At 39.1% G+C, this 17,031-nt stretch carries 21 protein-coding genes and 1 pseudogene; 12 read left to right on the plus strand and 10 right to left on the minus strand.

Annotated features, from left to right (window positions below; all coding sequences use genetic code 11):
• The coding region (locus tag F9U64_RS20975) for an aldo/keto reductase (protein ID WP_228275828.1) at positions 1 to 853 on the plus strand (853 nt) is incomplete at its 5' end.
• Between the two features lie 241 nt (positions 854 to 1,094).
• Here F9U64_RS20975 and F9U64_RS20980 read toward each other — a convergent pair.
• Positions 1,095 to 2,633 (minus strand): BCCT family transporter, encoded by a 1,539-nt coding sequence (locus F9U64_RS20980; RefSeq protein WP_153406847.1) that lies wholly within the window; start codon positions 2,631 to 2,633, stop codon positions 1,095 to 1,097.
• A gap of 587 nt (positions 2,634 to 3,220) precedes the next feature.
• Between F9U64_RS20980 and F9U64_RS20985 the strand changes: the two genes are divergently transcribed.
• The 5 genes from F9U64_RS20985 (at position 3,221) to F9U64_RS21005 (ending at position 6,119) form a co-directional block, all read left to right on the plus strand.
• Entirely contained in the window at positions 3,221 to 3,691 is a 471-nt protein-coding gene (locus tag F9U64_RS20985; protein WP_153406848.1) for an SRPBCC family protein, read from the plus strand.
• A 105-nt stretch (positions 3,692 to 3,796) separates the two neighbouring features.
• A complete protein-coding gene (locus tag F9U64_RS20990; protein ID WP_153406849.1) occupies positions 3,797 to 4,459 on the plus strand; it encodes a GAP family protein in 663 nt (220 codons plus the stop codon).
• Positions 4,460 to 4,484: 25 nt separating this feature from the next.
• Entirely contained in the window at positions 4,485 to 5,252 is a 768-nt protein-coding gene (locus F9U64_RS20995) for a MerR family transcriptional regulator (RefSeq protein WP_228275829.1), read from the plus strand.
• Positions 5,249 to 5,509, plus strand: coding sequence for a 2TM domain-containing protein (locus F9U64_RS21000; RefSeq protein ID WP_153406851.1), 261 nt, complete (start codon positions 5,249 to 5,251; stop codon positions 5,507 to 5,509). Before F9U64_RS20995 ends, F9U64_RS21000 begins: the two co-directional genes overlap by 4 nt.
• 142 nt (positions 5,510 to 5,651) lie before the next feature.
• Positions 5,652 to 6,119 carry a regulatory YrvL family protein gene (locus tag F9U64_RS21005; protein ID WP_153406852.1) on the plus strand — a complete coding sequence of 156 codons (468 nt, stop codon included), beginning with the start codon at positions 5,652 to 5,654 and terminating at the stop codon, positions 6,117 to 6,119.
• Positions 6,120 to 6,145: 26 nt separating this feature from the next.
• On the opposite strand, the gene F9U64_RS23440 is transcribed toward F9U64_RS21005, so the two are convergent.
• A complete protein-coding gene (locus F9U64_RS23440; protein WP_407647355.1) occupies positions 6,146 to 6,751 on the minus strand; it encodes a pectate lyase in 606 nt (201 codons plus the stop codon).
• A pseudogene (locus F9U64_RS23445) lies at positions 6,749 to 7,264 on the minus strand (RICIN domain-containing protein); the annotation flags it as partial. The gene F9U64_RS23440 and the pseudogene F9U64_RS23445, both read right to left, overlap by 3 nt.
• A 603-nt stretch (positions 7,265 to 7,867) precedes the next feature.
• On the opposite strand from F9U64_RS23445, the gene F9U64_RS21015 reads away from it, so the two are divergent.
• Entirely contained in the window at positions 7,868 to 9,547 is a 1,680-nt protein-coding gene (locus F9U64_RS21015; protein WP_153406854.1) for a methyl-accepting chemotaxis protein, read from the plus strand.
• A gap of 129 nt (positions 9,548 to 9,676) precedes the next feature.
• On the opposite strand, the gene F9U64_RS21020 is transcribed toward F9U64_RS21015, so the two are convergent.
• Positions 9,677 to 9,901: a helix-turn-helix domain-containing protein gene (locus F9U64_RS21020; protein ID WP_153406855.1), complete on the minus strand. Its 225-nt coding sequence runs from the start codon at positions 9,899 to 9,901 to the stop codon at positions 9,677 to 9,679.
• Between the two features lie 357 nt (positions 9,902 to 10,258).
• Positions 10,259 to 10,468 (minus strand): hypothetical protein, encoded by a 210-nt coding sequence (locus F9U64_RS21025; protein WP_153406856.1) that lies wholly within the window; start codon positions 10,466 to 10,468, stop codon positions 10,259 to 10,261.
• Positions 10,469 to 10,669: 201 nt separating this feature from the next.
• Here F9U64_RS21025 and F9U64_RS21030 point away from each other — a divergent pair, with 201 nt between their 5' ends.
• Positions 10,670 to 10,963: a PadR family transcriptional regulator gene (locus tag F9U64_RS21030; RefSeq protein WP_153406866.1), complete on the plus strand. Its 294-nt coding sequence runs from the start codon at positions 10,670 to 10,672 to the stop codon at positions 10,961 to 10,963.
• A complete protein-coding gene (locus F9U64_RS21035; RefSeq protein ID WP_153406857.1) occupies positions 10,960 to 12,081 on the plus strand; it encodes a DUF2812 domain-containing protein in 1,122 nt (373 codons plus the stop codon). The genes F9U64_RS21030 and F9U64_RS21035 overlap by 4 nt, the downstream gene beginning before the upstream one ends.
• Before the next feature lie 191 nt (positions 12,082 to 12,272).
• Here F9U64_RS21035 and F9U64_RS21040 read toward each other — a convergent pair whose 3' ends face one another.
• The gene (locus F9U64_RS21040) at positions 12,273 to 12,911 is read right to left on the minus strand and encodes an excalibur calcium-binding domain-containing protein (protein WP_153406867.1); all 639 of its coding nucleotides are present in this window, start codon (positions 12,909 to 12,911) and stop codon (positions 12,273 to 12,275) included.
• A 269-nt stretch (positions 12,912 to 13,180) separates the two neighbouring features.
• On the opposite strand from F9U64_RS21040, the gene F9U64_RS21045 reads away from it, so the two are divergent.
• The 3 genes from F9U64_RS21045 to F9U64_RS21055 are packed head-to-tail and all read left to right on the plus strand — an operon-like array spanning position 13,181 to position 14,794.
• Entirely contained in the window at positions 13,181 to 13,624 is a 444-nt protein-coding gene (locus tag F9U64_RS21045; RefSeq protein ID WP_153406858.1) for a hypothetical protein, read from the plus strand.
• Positions 13,625 to 13,659: 35 nt separating this feature from the next.
• Positions 13,660 to 14,169 (plus strand): GNAT family N-acetyltransferase, encoded by a 510-nt coding sequence (locus F9U64_RS21050; protein WP_153406859.1) that lies wholly within the window; start codon positions 13,660 to 13,662, stop codon positions 14,167 to 14,169.
• Between the two features lie 28 nt (positions 14,170 to 14,197).
• On the plus strand, positions 14,198 to 14,794 hold the full coding sequence (locus F9U64_RS21055; RefSeq protein WP_153406860.1) for a YdcF family protein: 597 nt from the start codon (positions 14,198 to 14,200) through the stop codon (positions 14,792 to 14,794).
• A gap of 71 nt (positions 14,795 to 14,865) precedes the next feature.
• On the opposite strand, the gene F9U64_RS21060 is transcribed toward F9U64_RS21055, so the two are convergent.
• The 4 genes from F9U64_RS21060 to F9U64_RS21075 form a co-directional block, all read right to left on the minus strand.
• On the minus strand, positions 14,866 to 15,372 hold the full coding sequence (locus tag F9U64_RS21060; protein WP_153406861.1) for a DNA topology modulation protein: 507 nt from the start codon (positions 15,370 to 15,372) through the stop codon (positions 14,866 to 14,868).
• Positions 15,369 to 15,932 carry a sugar O-acetyltransferase gene (locus F9U64_RS21065; protein WP_153406868.1) on the minus strand — a complete coding sequence of 188 codons (564 nt, stop codon included), beginning with the start codon at positions 15,930 to 15,932 and terminating at the stop codon, positions 15,369 to 15,371. The genes F9U64_RS21060 and F9U64_RS21065 overlap by 4 nt, the downstream gene beginning before the upstream one ends.
• A 73-nt stretch (positions 15,933 to 16,005) precedes the next feature.
• Entirely contained in the window at positions 16,006 to 16,287 is a 282-nt protein-coding gene (locus F9U64_RS21070; RefSeq protein ID WP_153406862.1) for a hypothetical protein, read from the minus strand.
• An 89-nt stretch (positions 16,288 to 16,376) separates the two neighbouring features.
• Positions 16,377 to 16,886, minus strand: a complete 510-nt coding sequence (locus F9U64_RS21075) for a GNAT family N-acetyltransferase (protein ID WP_153406863.1) — start codon at positions 16,884 to 16,886, stop codon at positions 16,377 to 16,379.
• Positions 16,887 to 17,031: the final 145 nt, after the last annotated feature.

Consider the following 17,031-nt stretch of genomic DNA (forward strand, 5'->3'; position numbering starts at 1 on the left):
GATTAACGGTGCATTGGATCAAGGAGTCACATTATTCGATACCGCTGATATTTATGGAAATGAAGGCTTTCTGGAGCACAGATTTGGAGATAATGAAAAGCTTTTAGGCAAGGCACTAAAAGGACGTCGTGGTGAGGCTGTCATTGCAACAAAATTTGGTACAACCCACAATCAAGGGATCAAAGGAGATCCTGCCTATATCAAAAAATCCGTTGATGCCAGCTTATATAGCCTGGGAATTGACTACATTGATCTTTATTATCAACATAGGCTTGATCCTGACACACCAATTGAAGAAACAGTTGGCACACTTGCTGAATTGGTCAAGCAAGGTAAAATCCGATATATCGGTCTCTCTGAAGCACCTGTTGATATTATCCGCCGTGCCCATACTGTACATCCAATTACTGCGGTACAAACGGAATATTCTTTGTGGACGAGGGATGTGGAGGATGATATCTTACCAGCATTATGGGAACTAGGGATTGGCTTTGTTCCATACAGTCCTTTAGGAAGAGGTTTTCTGACAGGGAACATTAAAGAGTTGGAAGATCTCTCAGAGAGTTATCCTCATCAAATGTTTACCCGCTTTCAAGGGGAGCATTTTGAGAAGAATGTGAAAGCCGCTTCGCTAATAGAAGAATTCGCCAATAAAAAAGGATGTACGACTGCCCAGCTTGCATTGGCATGGTTGCTAGCTCAAGGGGATCAAATCGTACCAATACCAGGAACTAAGCGTTTAGAACGTGTACAAGAAAATCTGGGTGCTTTAGAAGTAAAGTTAACGAAAGAAGATTTGGCAGAAATGGAAAAAATCGCTCCAAAGGGTATAGCATCAGGCGGAAGATTTTAAGCGTGGGTTATTATTTTTATGATCAGGGCTTAATTAGCAAACGAAAGAAATAAGCTACTTGCAGACTAATCGCTACAACTATAGGATATATGGTTAAGTGGTTTCACAAAAATTTTATTAGACCTCTCCAAGTTGCTACCAGTACAAATAGAGAGGTCTTTTTTTATTGTTCCCAGTGAGCAACACAACAAAAAGCTAATGAGGTAAGAAAAAGCCGCCCAATCCTAAGGGCAGCTCTCCATCATTCTTTCTTCACAATCTTCTGTTCTTTCGCCAACTTTTTAGCAATCCTCGGTGCATCCCATAGTGATGGGAGCAAGAGCAAGGATACTGGCGCAGCTGTCACGACTATAAAGTTTTGCAGCATACCTACCGTTTCCTCGCCAATCGCCAACAAGGCAACTGCAACAACGCCAAACATCAGCGCCCAAAAGACGCGAGTTAATCGATTCGGCTCGTCTGTACCGCTCAATGTCACCGCAACCGTATAAGACATCGAATCCGCCGTTGTGGCAACAAAGATAACCGATACAATAATAAAGCCAACCGCCAGCACAATTCCGAGCGGGATCTGGTTCATGATCGCCATCACCGCTGCCGGCATGCCACTTTCATTCAGGGCTGTGCCGATAGCGCCAGGCTGTTCCATTTCATAAAAAATTCCGCTGCCGCCAACGACCGTAAACCAAATATTGCTGACAATCGGTGCAATTATGGAAACTGCGATAATCAATTCCCTGATCGTTCTTCCCCTTGAGATTCGACTGATAAACATTGCCATCATCGGACCATAGCCAATAAACCAGCCCCAGAAAAAAATTGTCCAGGAACCAAGCCAGGCCTGATCGACACGATACAAACTCATGCTAAGAAAATTTTGCAGGTAAAATGCTTCTGAACCAAGAAATAAATCAATAATAAACATTGTTGGCCCCAGAATTAACATGGCAACCATTAAAATAACGACAAGGCCAACATTGATCCGGCTCAGCCACTGAATCCCGCGCTCCACACCGGTCGCTGCCGAAATCGACGCAATCACTGCTAAAAAGATAATAATCAAAGCCTGAGTCGTTAATGTATTCGGAATGCCAAACACAGCTTCGAGCCCATAACCAACCTGCAAGCCGAGAAAGCCGATCGGTCCAATCGTGCCCGCTGCTGTTGCAATAATCGAAACAATATCAGCAAATGAGCCAAGCACACTATTTTTGAAAATTTTCTCACCAAACATCGGATATAAAAAGGTACGCGGCTTAAGTGGATAGCCTTTGTGGTAATGTGCATACATCAGTACAATCGTCGTCAAAGTACCCAAGCTTGCCCATGCTGTAAAACCCCAGTGAAAATAACTCTGGGCCATTGCAGGAAATGCAGCTGTCATTGTTCCTTCTTCAATACCTTGAAATAAAGGCGGGGTTGTCAAAAAGTGATACATGGGACCAGCTGCTGCCCAAAAAACACCCCCACTAGCTAAAAGTGTACATAAAATCAGTGCAATCCAGCGAAAATTACTGTTCTCCGGCTTGTCCAGCTTACCAAGCCTTACTTTTCCATATTTACTAAACGCTAAGATCAAGCCAATCACAAACATCACAAGCAATAACACTTGCCAATAGGCACCAAAATATTTCGCTGTAAAAGAGAATGAATCATTGATCCATTGCCCCACTAAGTTTTGATTAAGAATAGCAGCAATAACGAACAGCACAAGCAGTCCCCCGCTTATACTAAATGTAACCCAATCCAGCCTCTTCCTCTTTTCCGTCTGTTCATCCATCATTTTCCTCCTAGAATAAATCCACATAAGTGTTACTTTTTTATGTCATTTATTATTATTAATGTCCTTATTTGCCTTAACTTATAAATTATTCTCATTTTTAAGAACAGATCATCAATTATAGGTGATTGGGGGAGATTAGTCAAAAAACCTAACCATTCAGCACGGCTAGCAGCTGCATGACACATTGCGGGAAAGTTTTTGGTATATATTGTTATTTCAACTGCATAACTCGTCTGGCTTTCTTCTGTTTTGACGCTATGATGCCTTCATAACTGCATAACTCTCCCGGCTCTCCTCTGTTTTGATGCTATGAACCTCTGATCCCTTTGGTTTTCTTCGAGAAGATAGGGTTTCTCTCCACTGGAAATACTTCTCCACTTTCAGAATGGCAAATTAAAGCTAGTATAAGAAAAAATGCTCTTCATTGGGCGTTTTTTATATCAGAGGATTCTTTCGAGTTATGAGTGGAAAACAGGTTGATACACAGCTTTCTACAGCTTCAATTTTCCATTACATTGAAAATTTGATATAATCCAATGAAAGCTCGACGATTACACAAGACGAAAACTGAAAGGAGTAACCTAATGCTCACATTAAATCAGAAACCAGAAATAAAGTCAGAAATGCTTATCCGCAGGCCGATAAATGAGGTATTCGAAGCATTTGTTGACCCGGAAGTAACGACCCAATTCTGGTTTACGAAAAGCAGCGGCAGATTGGAACAGGGAAAGCAGATTAGGTGGGAATGGGAAATGTATGGTGTAGCTGATGATATTTATGTAGAGAAGGTGGAGCCAAACAAGGCTATCCGTATACAGTCAGCTGACAAAACCATTACAGAGTGGAATTTCACTGCAAGATCAGAGAATGACACTTTTGTTTCCATCACACAATCAGGTTTTCCTGGAAACGGTGACGAGATGGTTAACTATGCAATCGGTTCAATGGGAGGTTATACAATGGTTCTCTGTGCGCTAAAGGCACTTCTGGAGCACAATGTTAAGCTCAATGTTATTGCAGACACTGCCCCTGATGAAGCAAACGGAAACATATAAATAAGGAGAGCATCCCCAAGCTCTCCTTATTTTTATTTTTGATTGACCTCTACGTTAACGTAAATGTTATAAATTATCATATAACATTTATTTGGAGGATAACCTATGTGGCTTACCATAAGTGGATTAGCGCTGTTAGACAGTCTCAGTTTCGCATCTATTCTGATTACCATTTACTTACTGCTTTCTAAAACCGGCTTTTCATCACCTAAAATTTTGATCTATCTTATGACAGTTTCAAGCTTTTACTTCATTTTAGGTGTCGGTCTTATCTATGGATTGGAAGTAATGATTCAGACATGGATAGGAAGATGGAATGAGCTGAAGTTTGCTCCGTATATTCAATTTGGTGCAGGAATATTACTTGTCATGGTGAGTTTATGGCTCGATTCCAAGCCAAAGAGACAGAATAAACTGTCACGTGTAAAGCCGCACAACACGTACAAATCGATGATCAGTTTAGGAATCACCGTAGCAGTACTCGAAGCTGCAACCATGCTTCCTTTCCTTGCTGCTATTGGGATGATCACGTCAAATAACCTTCCCATAATCCAGTGGCTGCCAATGCTCGCAGTCTATTGTTTCATCATGATTGCCCCTGCGTTAATCTTGTTAACTATCAAAGCGGCAGCAGGACAAAAGGCAAAACCTATTTTGAATATGGTAAGCAGGAAAGTGGAACCATTTGCAAGTGAAGCACTCAGCTTGATTACATGTATTGCCGGATTATGGTTAGCTGCCAATGCCTCTCAAGTGTTATTTTTTTAAAAGGAGTTGAGATCAAATCTATTCAATTGGCGAATTAATTAAAAAAGTGAATATCAGCCGACGAACTTTGCATTACTATGATGAAATCAATCTGTTGAAACCAACTATTGTCAAAGAAAATGGCTATCGTTACTACAGCAAGGATGACATCATTAAGCTTCAAACGATCGTTGCACTAAAATCGATGGATTATTCCTTACAACAGATCAAAGAAATCTTTGACAAAGGGAATGTCCAAACTCAATCCCAAGAGGATGCCTGGCTTCACTCATTACAGGAACAAATAGACTTTGCCTCAAAGAAAATTGACGCACTACAACGAAAGCAATTTATCCTCAGAAGTATGTCGCAAGTGATAGATATTTCTGGTCATTATAACGAGGACCATATTTTCCAATTAATCAAAAGGTTGGATAGTCCTGATTTTGCTGATGGAGAAATTCCAGCTACTTTCCCTGCCGATTATTTTAATGAGCAGGAAATAACTATTCTTAAACAGCTTCCTTTAGTCGGCAGTGATGATCCGCGCATTCAAATTGCCATACAATTTGTCAAAGAAACCAGGAAGAAAATGTATCTTCCTCCACATTCCCCTCAAGCACAAGAACTTGCCAAAAAATGGCGAGATTGTATGTCAAGCTGGTTTTTAGGTAATATAGAACTGCAAGAGAAGTACTTTCATTTTATTGATTCCATTGACCAAGAAAAACAAGTTGTACTTTATTTAGATAAAGAACTTATATCATTTGTTGACGAAATTCTGACTCACTTGAAGGAGAATGATAAAGCATGAATTTACTTGAGGAAATGGGCACCCGTGCGGACTTTTTCAAACATTTAACGTTATTTGTCATTGTTCACATTCTGGTAAATGTGCTATTGGCAGTGGATGCTGATATTCCATTTTTCTCCGGCATGAAACAGTCCATTCAGGAAGGGAAGATATGGTTTTATCATGAAAAATCAGGCCTGTTTATCACTATGGTATGGTTGGTTATTCTCGTGGCACATGGTAGCTATTTGTTCCTGTTTAAGAAGAAATCGGAATAATCGTTAGATGCATAGTAGTTGACCTATGAGAAAGAGTAGTCTGTCCACTGCTCTTTCTCTGGAGAGGCAATCGGAATATGACCTCCAATTTGAATTTCTATGCTATGATTATAGAAAACCATATTTTTACTCGGGGGATTCTATGTCTGAAGAAAATAATGATTCATTTCGCGATATGAATAAAAAAGAAAAGAGCCTTACCGTTATCCTTATCGCATTGCTAATTATCCTAGCTGTTGGTTTTGTTTTAGGTGTGCTTTTCTTTGGTCTTGCCGGGATCTTTCAAGTGCTTGGGGTTCAGTATGATTCACTCTGGTCATTGGCCATTTTTGTATTCATCTACTTTTTTGTCGGCCTCATTATCGAATTGTTTGCAAAAGTGATATACAAAATGACCGTCCGCAATGTAACTGGAAAAGCAGCACGATTTTTTATCCGCCTTCTATTCGAAGGTGCAACAAACTGGATCATTTTGTTTACAGTCGATGAGTTTATGAACAGCATCACTCTTTCATTAAAGACAGAGCTGATCGTAGCACTGCTCTTGAGTGTGCTTGAGTTTGTTTTTGACGACGATAAAGAAAAAAACGCAAAGAAAAAAAGTGCCTAGTCAGATCTAGGCACTTTCTCTTCCCTCTAAAATTCGTAGTTACCACTTTCCGATACATTCTCGACATTGTACCATTTTCGCCCAACATCAGAATATCTTGTATTGGTCATCGTAACTTCACTCGAATCGCTGTCTGTTCGAAAAATTGCTTCGTTCATGTCTGTTATGACACTGCCATCAATAATGATGCTTGTTTTAAATGTAGAACCGCCATTTTGCCGGATCATTTTCCCAGCATTACGAGCGGTAAAGTTAACAATTTCAAATGTTGATGGTGCATTCACTTGGAATACTTTATCACTGCCGTTTTGTGCCATACCACCTCTGAGCGTGACATGACCTTCATCCTTAATTGTTAGCGCATCTTCTCCTATATCCTCCCAGACAACGTTCTGCACTAAAACATCACCGTAAGTATGCACACCATCTGCTGCCGGATCCCCAATCACAACATTTTTCAATGTAGCACCATCTTCTAGTTTAAATATGGAATCCTGACTTTCTGATTGGCCTCCATCCCCAATGGTGTCTGGATTGGCCACATATCTTCTGCCTTGCCCATCAAATGTCTCGCCTGCTTCCACCACAATTGTTTCATTAACCGTAATGGTATCACTTGGCGGCACTTCCACAATACGCCATTGCTGACTTTCGCCGCCCCAGTCATTCCACTGGACCACATTTCCCCCATTTGCAGTGGACCAGTCAAATACTTCAAGCGCCTTGCCGCTATGTCTGTTAATAATTTTGAAATAGCCATTGCCTGCATCTTCTACTGCCCATTGCTGACTTGCTGCATTCCAGTCATACCACTGGCTGACATTTGCCCCGTCATCCGTTGACCAATTATGCACTTCCATTGCTTTCATACTGTGAAGGTTTACTATTTTGTGATATCCTTCCCCAACATCGATCATTCTCCATTGCTGATTTAATCCGCCATGGTCATCATACTGAACAATATTTCCACCATCAGAGGTAGACCAGTCGTATACTTCTAGAGCCTTTCCACTGAATCTGTTAATAATCTTATAACTTTTACTAGGATCAAAGGTTGCCGCTTCTGCCGATTCTGCAAATAATCCACCAATCAGGAAAAGTGTAAACGCTAGCATAATTGTCAGTTTTGCACGCATAACATACATCCTCTCGACTAATATTTAGATTAATAATTATCTTAATCACTTTGTAAAACTATTGGCCAATAGAATACAATCCCATTATAAGCAAGATTTACCTAACGTTTCAATATTGTTTTCCGCATTAAGCAATACATGATTATTATTTATCTAAATATAGTATTATAGTTTCATGTTAATTAATTATTTGCATTAATCAAACACGAAGAAGATAACCTTTATGTTAACAATCAATCTTAATTCATCTTTACTTTCAAAAGATAACTTAACTGATTTATAATTTAAGATTACTTCCCCTATTACTTCAGTCTTCCTAGAGTATTTCGCTACATTCCACGCTGTGTAGTCTGCTTGCTTTGTAAGTTTTTGATTAAAAGGAGCATTTAATGCTACACAGTTGAATTACAGTACCTTCTGCCAGCTCAGGCTTATCGATATAATTTACTTTTCCATCAGCACATGCTATCCCAAAAATAAATGTAAATTCGCTCTCAAAATTTGTATAAATATGTCGATATAAATGATGAATGATAAAATGGCTGCTTCTGCCCTGAAGTAACTTCTTATCATTTTTACAAGAGATAAATAAAAATAACGGGGGGAAGCAGCATGAAAATAACCGGGAAATTAGTCTTATCGTACATGATCTTGGCAGTTATAGTTATCGGATTGGGATTATTCGCACTTACTGGAATGAAGACAAGTAATGGTAATACAGAAAGTATGTATTATGATGGAGTAAAGTCGATAACCTATTTACTTGAAATGGTTCAATTAATGGAGGACACAAGGGTTCAGATGATCTCAGGTGTGGCCATGGAAGACCCAAGCAGAGGGCAAAATGCTTTAGCTAACATCGAGGAACTTAATCAAATACTGGAAGAATACTCTCAATTTGGGTATGTACAAGAATTAGAACCTTTTGTTCACTTTCAGGAAAACTGGGCATCTTTTTCAGAAATCGTGCAACAAAACACAGTAACATTAGACGCAGAACAGTATGAAATCACACTGGAAGGTTTAGAACGAGGTGGTGTCGCATTTCAAGCGGCAAAGAATGATATCACGGAACTAAAAGAATTATCGGACACAGTTGGTGAACAATTTTACCAGGAAAGTAATAACACATATAAGCAAATCCAATACGCTATTATTATCTTTAGTCTTATCGCAACCATTATCGCCATTATAATCGGTATCTTTATGGGTCGTGCCATCGGAAGCCCAATGAAGAAGTTGTCTAATCGATTACGAGAGATTGCCCAAGGAAAATTACGTGGTGATGCCCTTACAAGCAAACGAAAAGATGAAATTGGGGACCTGGTCCATGCCACCAATGAAATGCAAGGCCAGTTAAAAGAACTGATCACCTCTGTAACCAACGCATCTGACAGAGTGTTAGGTTCGAGCGAGGAATTAACGCAATCATCCAATGAAGTCATGCAAAGTGCCGAACAAATCTCCACGACAATGGAAGAATTGTCCTCAGGTGCGGAATCACAGGCGAATCATGCAAGTGATTTAGCAGACAATATGAGCGGTTTTGTTCAAAAAGTTGATCAATCATATAATCAAAGCGGCGTTGTGGCAGAATCATCCAACAAGGTGATGAACTTAACAGAACAAGGCAGTGAAATGATGGCTTCCTCCATTAGCCAAATGAGTGTGATTGATCAATTAATCAAAGACTCTGTTATTAGTGTCAAAGGCTTGGACAATAAATCAAAAGAAGTAACAAAATTAGTTGGTGTAATCGAAGAAATCGCTGAACAAACGAATTTATTAGCATTAAATGCCGCAATTGAAGCAGCACGTGCCGGCGAGCATGGCAAAGGCTTCGCAGTTGTAGCAGATGAAGTTCGAAAACTGGCAGAACAAGTATCCGATTCTGTTGGGGAAATTACCGAAATTGTTGGCAGCATTCAGTCAGAGACATCAGGTGTTGTCGGTACATTACAAAACGGATATGTCGAAGTGGAAAAAGGAACAGATCAAATCGAGAAAACAGGCCATACTTTCCAGGAAATCACTGCTTCTGTTAATGAAATGGGCGGCAATATCAGAAATATCTCAGAAATATTGGCAGAAATTGCAGCAAGTACACAGGAAATGAGTACAAGTGTTGAAGAAATCGCATCAGTTGCCGAAGAATCCGCAGCCGGCGTAGAAGAAACCACCGCATCAGCACAGCAATCCGCAAGTACAATGCAGGAAGTTAATGCAAGCTCTGAAGAACTGGCGAAACTGGCAGAAGAATTGCAGCAGTATGTGAGAAGATTTGAAGTTTAATAGATTGGCAGGCCAATGATCTTTGGATTGTTGGTCTTTTTTGGTTAATAGATTCGTAAAATTCTTCTTAGCCCTTCAAACAGAAAAACCAGCTACCCCCTCAGTTGATAACTGGTCTTCAGTAAATTATTAAAGCTCTAGCTCACCCATTCGCAATAATTCCACAACAGCTTGTGAGCGCCCCTTAACACCCAACTTCTGCATCGCATTGGAAATATGATTCCTTACCGTTTTTTGCGAGATAAATAATTCCTGGGCGATTTCTTTCGTTGTTTTGTCTTGTACAAGTAATTCGAATACTTCTCTTTCTCGCTTCGTTAATAATTGCTTCGGTTTGTAGTCACTATCCTTCAAATGTGAACCCCTCCTTGCTGACTTTAGGGCGTTAAAATAAGAGGGTATTACTTAGTCATTTTATCTTATGACAGCATAGGAAGAGTTGTGCTCTGCAAACGTCCAGATTATGCAAAAATTCGCGGGATTGTTCGTGAATGTTTATTTAGTAAAGAACTTTCTTCGACAAATTGAGCCAATTTATGGATGAGGAGATTTCTGGATAAAAGATGAGAATACACAGAGGGAACGTTAGAAGGAAAGGCAGTCATTCCTTTGAATTATCGACAGAAGAATATGAAGGAGATGTTTATCAGGACAATGTTGCATTAGTACGCATTTTTTCAAGTTAACTGTTACCATAGGATACGAATAATGTCACAAAGAATCTTTCTGTCTTTTTTCCTTCTCTCTGGCAGGAATGAGCTTGCTCGCAAGTACATAACCAGCAAACGCGGCAATCCCTGTAATCAATATAGATACAATCGAATGTAAACTTGGAAAATAAAACTCCTTAATGAAAACAACAATTCCTACAAACACACTCGAAAACAAAGCCCGATCAATGGTTTTATAATGGATATCCATTCTCCTCCTTAAACACCTGTATTTACCTATTGGGGCTATTTTAACATAAAAATGTGGTCTTTCTCCAGGAAAGGCCGCATTTTTTTCTTTATCATCTTGACCAACTATGTCACACCGTGATATAGTCATAATATGATATATGTCACACCACGACATAGGAGTTGATTATTTTTGGAAAAGATCATAAAAAAATACGTACCAATGACAGAAACAGCATTCTACATTTTACTTTCCCTAACAGAGCCGCGGCATGGCTACGGCATTATCAAACGTGTGGAGGAAATGACAAATGGGCGGTTGAAACTCGGATCTGGTACGATCTATGGAACAATAACCAAAATGCAGCGTGATCAGGTTATTACCATTTATGCCGATGAAAAAAGAAAAACAATTTATGAAATCAGTTCATTAGGAAAGCAACTGATTCAGGCGGAAATTGAACGCTTAAAAGAAGTCCATGCCCATGCATTACGTTATGAGGAGGATTTTCGATGAAAAGGAAAAAAGTGAAATGGTTTTGGAGTTACAAGGTCAATCAAACCGAAAAATGGCTTGCAGATTTGGCGGCAGAAGGCTGGCATCTTATCCATGTCAATCACTGGACAAGAATATTTACATTTGAACAAGGTGAGAAAAGGAGGCGAAATTACCGGATACAGTTTTCCCCTAACCAATCATCCATCCCCGAAACACTTCAGAATGAAGGATGGAATATCGTTTTCTCTGCAGGGAATTGGCTTTTTCTTGAAAATGATGAATCGACAATAACGCTGTATCCTTCCAGAGATTCTATTCTTAAACGAAATCGCAGACATGCCTATATCTCTAGTGCATTAGCTATTTTTCAGCTGGCAACACATCTGCCGATTATTCTTATTTCGATGATTTTATTATGGAATGAAGGGGATTTCTCCTTTAATGAGCCAGGTTCACTAGTACTAATGCTCCTTATCGGACAAGGTGCCGCACTTGCCATCCTGGCAACATACATTTTCAAATCCTATCGCAAATTCGAAATGAAAGAAATGGGTGCAACCATTGAGGCACCAACCACAGGTAAAAAGATACGCAAGTTCAAACCAGGCTGGATGTATCAACCAGATAAAACAAACAAATGGCTGGAGCAATTAGCACGAGAAGGATATGAACTGGTGCATGTTAGAGCATCTTTGTTCACCTTTCGAAAAACAGATCCAGGGCACATCAAATATGAATGTACCTTTGAATATAAAGTACAGCCACAATATTTTTCGATTCATCAAGAAGTCGGCTGGAAGCTCAAATTCTCATCAAGTTCCACCATCCTTAATTATTCGATCTGGGCAATGTCATACAGTAATGAAGAAGATGTGCCGCAATTTTCTTATGACAAAAAAGAACAAAAACAGGCAATCAAACGTGCGTTTAATATGAATCTCGCGATGAGCATCTATATTATTGTCATCTCAGCAGTTGCACTATATGTAAATACAATCGAAATGGAGACAGGATTTGTTTCCTGGAGCTTCGCCGGTGTAATTCGACCACTATTGTTGGTTGCATTGATATTTTGGCTATACAAATTTGTGCAGATCTTAGTTAATTACCGAAGAAGTGTAAAAGCTTACCAATAATAGTTGCATAATAACCTTCCCGCACATTTTTCGTGCAGGAAGGTTATTTCATTTTAATCAACAAATCTCTGCCTGATTTAATAAGATTTGTTCTTTATTTCTGTTTTATCAACAAATTTTTCTTCTTCCTCTGAGATTTGTTGTTTTTCACAACTGCAGCATGCCCAATCCAAACCATCCTGCTAACCCTATCACTCACACCCCACACCGTCTCCATCTCTATCTAAATGGCTAGCATATCCAGGATCCCCTGTTCTCACCGGAGCTGCTCCTGCATCACGAGCCACTGTACAGTTTTTATAATAAACATCACTCTCACTAGCAGAACTGGTAACATCCTTACTTGTTGTTACTGCTTGTTCCTCGGCATTGGCATTCAGTGTACTGATTTCTTTCTCTTTTTGTGCGATCGTTGTCATTAATTCCGCAATTTTGTTATGTAAATCATCTACTTCAGAAGCGTGGTTGGATGCTTTTTCGTTCAATGTTTGAAATTCGCTATTTTTACTTGCCAGTTCCTGTTCTACTCTTGTTTTTTCTGATTGAAGATTTTCAACTTCCTCTGTAAGTGTGAGGTTCTCCTGCTTTAAGTTCTCATTTTCTATTGTAAGTTCCTCTATCTTTAATTCCTGTTCTTCTAGTTGAGCTGTATTACTTTCGCCGCTAAAACTTACTCCAAGAAGAATCAGGACAAATCCACTAGCCAGCAATGAAAGAAAGACTTTGAATGGGATGTTTCTTTCTTTGTCCTTCTGTTTTTTTATAAAATGAAAAGCAAGATAAATAAAAGATGATATAAATAAAATAATGCCGATAATACCTAAAAGCATGCTGCACCTCCGCAAATATAGTAATTTTATAAAATATCATACAATAGAATCTGTCTATTTTTGCAAAAGGGACAAAACCTATCAATAAAAGACAGGATAGTGTGAGAAAATGACTCATGATGATTACTTTTTTCATGTAAAAGTAACTTGTTCGAGTTCTATAACATGACAATAGTCTGATCCTCATTCTGAAAGAAAAAAATTAACTTCAAATAATTAACAATGATGATATAATATTACTATTAAATAGTAATTGGGAGGATTTTCTTATGAAGTGGTTAACACCTTTGTTCCTGTTGTTTGTTCTTCTCGGCTGCAACAGCGGGGAAAGTGCGACTACACCAGAAGAAGCATTATCTCTTATAGATGAAGCGCATGAAAACAGAGAAATTGAAATATATGGCATCCACCAGCTCAACGAGGATGCGGTATTGATTGCCTTTCGAGGAGCAATGAATGATTCAGATAGTTGGGTGGCAGATGTCAGACAAACAGACGCTAATTGGGCGGTAAAGGAAATTTATCAAATGAATGGACCTTTTGAAGAAACAAACGATGAAGAAATAACGTTTACCACTGATCAATTTGCACTTGGTTATGTAATAAATGATGCCGGGGCAAAGGAAAACGAAACAATGATCACCATTGATGCAACTCAAGATTGGCGTATTTTAATACGAGATTTCAGCACGATAGTTGTTTCAGCTAAGTAGATAACTTCATTAATTTCGATAAAGGACTGATCTCCATGCAAATAAACCAACTAACCCCAAAGGATGCAGCAAAATACCGTAGACTGAGATTAGACGCATTGCACAACTCCCCCACTGCTTTTGCTGCCAGCTATGATGAAGAGGAAAAGCTTACGATTACAAAATATAAACAGCTTTTGGACACACCTAACAGCTGGACGTTTGGCGTTTTTGTTGATACATCACTCGTTGGTATGATCACATTAATCAGAGAGTCACTTATCAAACTATACCATCGCGCCAAGATTATGGCATTCTATATTCAGTCCGCATACCAGGGGGAAGGGTATGGAAGACAACTAATAGAAAAAGCCCTGCAGCATGCTGAGCAATTAGCAGGATTAGAGCAAATCTATTTATCGGTTGCAGCCACAAATGAACGGGCAAAAAAACTGTATACATCCCTTGGTTTCAATGTGTATGCATATGAAAAAAATGCACTGAAATTTCAAGGTACGTATTATGATGAAGAGCAGATGGTGTTATTTTTAGATTCTAATAAATAACTCTTCCTCTTTAAAGGATTGATAGAAATTGACCAAAAAACTCAGATTTAAACTTGCTATTATTATCATCGTTCTGATCCTTGCTTTTATTAGTTTTTCGGCTTTTAGAATCTGGACTTTTAGTAACAAACTTCAATTAGTTAAAACCGATGTGGCAGTGGTCCTCGGGGCTGCTGTTTGGGGAGAAGAGCCATCACCTGTTTTTCGTGAAAGAATCAATCATGCTATCTGGCTGTATGAAAATGATTATGTTGATAACATTATTTTCACCGGCGGCAAGGCTGAAGGCGATAAATTTGCAGAAGCTGAGGTTGCAAGGGAATATGCAATGAAGCAAAATGTGAATGCTGATGACATTTTATTGGAAACCGAATCAAGCATCACAGAAGAAAACTTAACATACGCTAACGAAATTGCCTTAGAGGAAAACTTCCACACATTTGCCATTGTCAGCGACCCACTGCATATGAAAAGAGCAATGCTGATGGCAAAAAATATTGGTATGGAAGCATATTCATCACCTACTCAAAGTTCTGCTTATAAAACATGGCATAGCAAAGTTCCATTCCTCCTGCGTGAAGTGTTTTTCTATATCGGTTATATCGTCAGTTCTCCATTTAGGTAAAACAAAAAAAGGACTTTAAGCAGTCCTTTTCTATCGGCACCTTATTATCTAACTGGTCATATTTTAAAAAACTAACGAAGCGTCTCAAGAAATCGCTTTACTTCTGCTGGTGAATGAAAAATAATCACCTGCTTCTCTTGAGACAGCTGCTCCAACCTCTCCATAATCTGCGGCCGCTTCGTTTTCGGGTAATTCCAGATCCACTTGAGAAAATGAAAATCCAATCGTTCCGGGCAGCCTTCTCCCATATCTGGACGTGTTTTGTTCCGGTACTTCAGCATTCTTTTCATTGCCCTGTAGACACAGAGCAACCGAGGCATATCCAGAAAAATAATCGTATCAGCAGCCTGGAGCCTGATTTCCATTGTTCCTCCATAGTTTCCATCAATAATCCACTCGTCTTGCTTTACTAATTCACGTTGCACTTTCTTCTGTTCATCCCGACTAACTCCCACCCAATTCGGTTTCCAAAACATTGCGTCTAAATGAAAAACTTCGATATGTAAAGCTTCACCCAACTGACGTGCCAGTGTGGACTTGCCTGATCCGCCTGAACCAATCAGAATGATCTTCTTCATTTTACTTCTACGTGCTTAATCACTCTGGCAGGATTTCCGGCAACGACGACATTATCCGGGACATCTTTTGTCACAACAGATCCTGAACCAATGACCACATTGTTTCCAATCGTTACACCTGGATTAATGATCGAACTTCCACCAATCCACACATTGTCACCGATCGTAATTGGTTTTCCAAATTCTTTGCCAGAATTTCGCTCAACAGGATCAATTGGATGGGTGGCAGTATAGAGTCTCACACTAGGTGCAAGCATACAATTATCACCAATCCGCACTTCACAAACATCGAGAATAATGCAGTCAAAATTAGCAAAAAAGTTTTCCCCAACATGTGTATTGGATCCATAATCAAAGCGGATATTCGGCTCCATCCGAACTGTTTCACCAGTTGATCCCAGCAATTCTTTTAACATTTCCGTCCGCTTTTCCTCTTCTGTTTCCATTGTCTGATTGTATAACCTTACAATTCGTCTTGCTCTTTCGCGACCCTTCACTAATTCCGGATCTTCCGGACTGTACATTTCCCCTGCAAGCATCTTTTCTTTTTCTGTTTTCAGTTCCGTTTTCATAAGTATTCTCCTTTAATGAAATTACCAGTTTATTATATCATATGGTCCGGACAAGTTTCCGTTAAGGATTTTGAAAACCAATGACTCCCACAAATGCCAGGGATAGATTGGTCAATAAAATAATAAAACCAAATACAAGCAGCAAGCTTCGGTCTTTTTTTCGCGCCATAAAACCAAATATCAAGCTGATTAAGCTGTAAATCGCAGGCATGAGCACACCAATAAGCCCGTTTAATCCCAGTACAGCTAATGTAAACATATCATAATTAACCTGAATTGCGATGACTGGCAAAACACTTATAATGAAAAATACCAATGATAGGACAGAGTAAATCTTGCGCATGAAAATTACCATCCTTTCTTTTCCAGTTATAAAGATGATACCATAGTTTTTCTTTCTTTTGTAAGACACTCCATAGTTTCTATTCCAAGTTACATTATACTAATTGCATATGTAATATCTTTTAATCTAACCCCGGCAACTTCGAAACTCCCCTCTCCAATCTTCACTCCGCCCAACGCTTCATAGAACTGACATGATGGAAGATTATCAGCCAATACATCAACCATGATTGTATTAATTTTCATTGTTGAAAATCCTGCAGCCAAAGTTTGGACCAACTTCTTCCCAATCCCTTTTCCTTGATATTCTTCTAAAATATAGATGGCATATATCTCACCTGAATCGTTAGAATTTTGTTTACGTGCCAAGCCACCCCATACAAATCCAATAATGCCCGCCCCTTCTTCCTCCGCTACATAGATCTTTTCTTTATTTTCCGGCAAGTTTAATGCTTTCCTAAATCGAGCGGTAGAATAATTTCCGTCCAGACCAGACAAAAAATCTGCAGGTAAAAAATCTGCATGAGATGCTTTCAAACTATGAACATGAACCGTAACAATACGAGGAACATCGCTTAAGTTAGCCAACCGTATTCTCATAAAATCCCTCCCTCTATATAATTCAAATATCTTTAAAATACTATTGTTTTCTCAAAATTTCTTTAACTCCTTTTTTATGGTGTGCTGTGATACTCTGACAGTTTTTATTTCTTTTGAAAGAATTTTACTAACGGGCATCCATCCT

The organism is Gracilibacillus oryzae (assembly GCF_009498735.1).
Lineage (GTDB): Bacteria > Bacillota > Bacilli > Bacillales > Amphibacillaceae > Gracilibacillus > Gracilibacillus oryzae.

What these genes read in the sequence shown, in the direction of transcription:
- F9U64_RS20980 (WP_153406847.1), bottom strand. Translation starts at nt 2,633, where the DNA reads ATGGATGAACAGACGGAAAAGAGGAAGAGGCTGGATTGGGTTACATTT.
- F9U64_RS20985 (WP_153406848.1), top strand. Translation starts at nt 3,221, where the DNA reads ATGCTCACATTAAATCAGAAACCAGAAATAAAGTCAGAAATGCTTATC.
- F9U64_RS20990 (WP_153406849.1), top strand. Translation starts at nt 3,797, where the DNA reads ATGTGGCTTACCATAAGTGGATTAGCGCTGTTAGACAGTCTCAGTTTC.
- F9U64_RS21000 (WP_153406851.1), top strand. Translation starts at nt 5,249, where the DNA reads ATGAATTTACTTGAGGAAATGGGCACCCGTGCGGACTTTTTCAAACAT.
- F9U64_RS21005 (WP_153406852.1), top strand. Translation starts at nt 5,652, where the DNA reads ATGTCTGAAGAAAATAATGATTCATTTCGCGATATGAATAAAAAAGAA.
- F9U64_RS21015 (WP_153406854.1), top strand. Translation starts at nt 7,868, where the DNA reads ATGAAAATAACCGGGAAATTAGTCTTATCGTACATGATCTTGGCAGTT.
- F9U64_RS21025 (WP_153406856.1), bottom strand. Translation starts at nt 10,468, where the DNA reads ATGGATATCCATTATAAAACCATTGATCGGGCTTTGTTTTCGAGTGTG.
- F9U64_RS21030 (WP_153406866.1), top strand. Translation starts at nt 10,670, where the DNA reads ATGACAGAAACAGCATTCTACATTTTACTTTCCCTAACAGAGCCGCGG.
- F9U64_RS21035 (WP_153406857.1), top strand. Translation starts at nt 10,960, where the DNA reads ATGAAAAGGAAAAAAGTGAAATGGTTTTGGAGTTACAAGGTCAATCAA.
- F9U64_RS21040 (WP_153406867.1), bottom strand. Translation starts at nt 12,911, where the DNA reads ATGCTTTTAGGTATTATCGGCATTATTTTATTTATATCATCTTTTATT.
- F9U64_RS21045 (WP_153406858.1), top strand. Translation starts at nt 13,181, where the DNA reads ATGAAGTGGTTAACACCTTTGTTCCTGTTGTTTGTTCTTCTCGGCTGC.
- F9U64_RS21050 (WP_153406859.1), top strand. Translation starts at nt 13,660, where the DNA reads ATGCAAATAAACCAACTAACCCCAAAGGATGCAGCAAAATACCGTAGA.
- F9U64_RS21060 (WP_153406861.1), bottom strand. Translation starts at nt 15,372, where the DNA reads ATGAAGAAGATCATTCTGATTGGTTCAGGCGGATCAGGCAAGTCCACA.
- F9U64_RS21070 (WP_153406862.1), bottom strand. Translation starts at nt 16,287, where the DNA reads ATGCGCAAGATTTACTCTGTCCTATCATTGGTATTTTTCATTATAAGT.
- F9U64_RS21075 (WP_153406863.1), bottom strand. Translation starts at nt 16,886, where the DNA reads ATGAGAATACGGTTGGCTAACTTAAGCGATGTTCCTCGTATTGTTACG.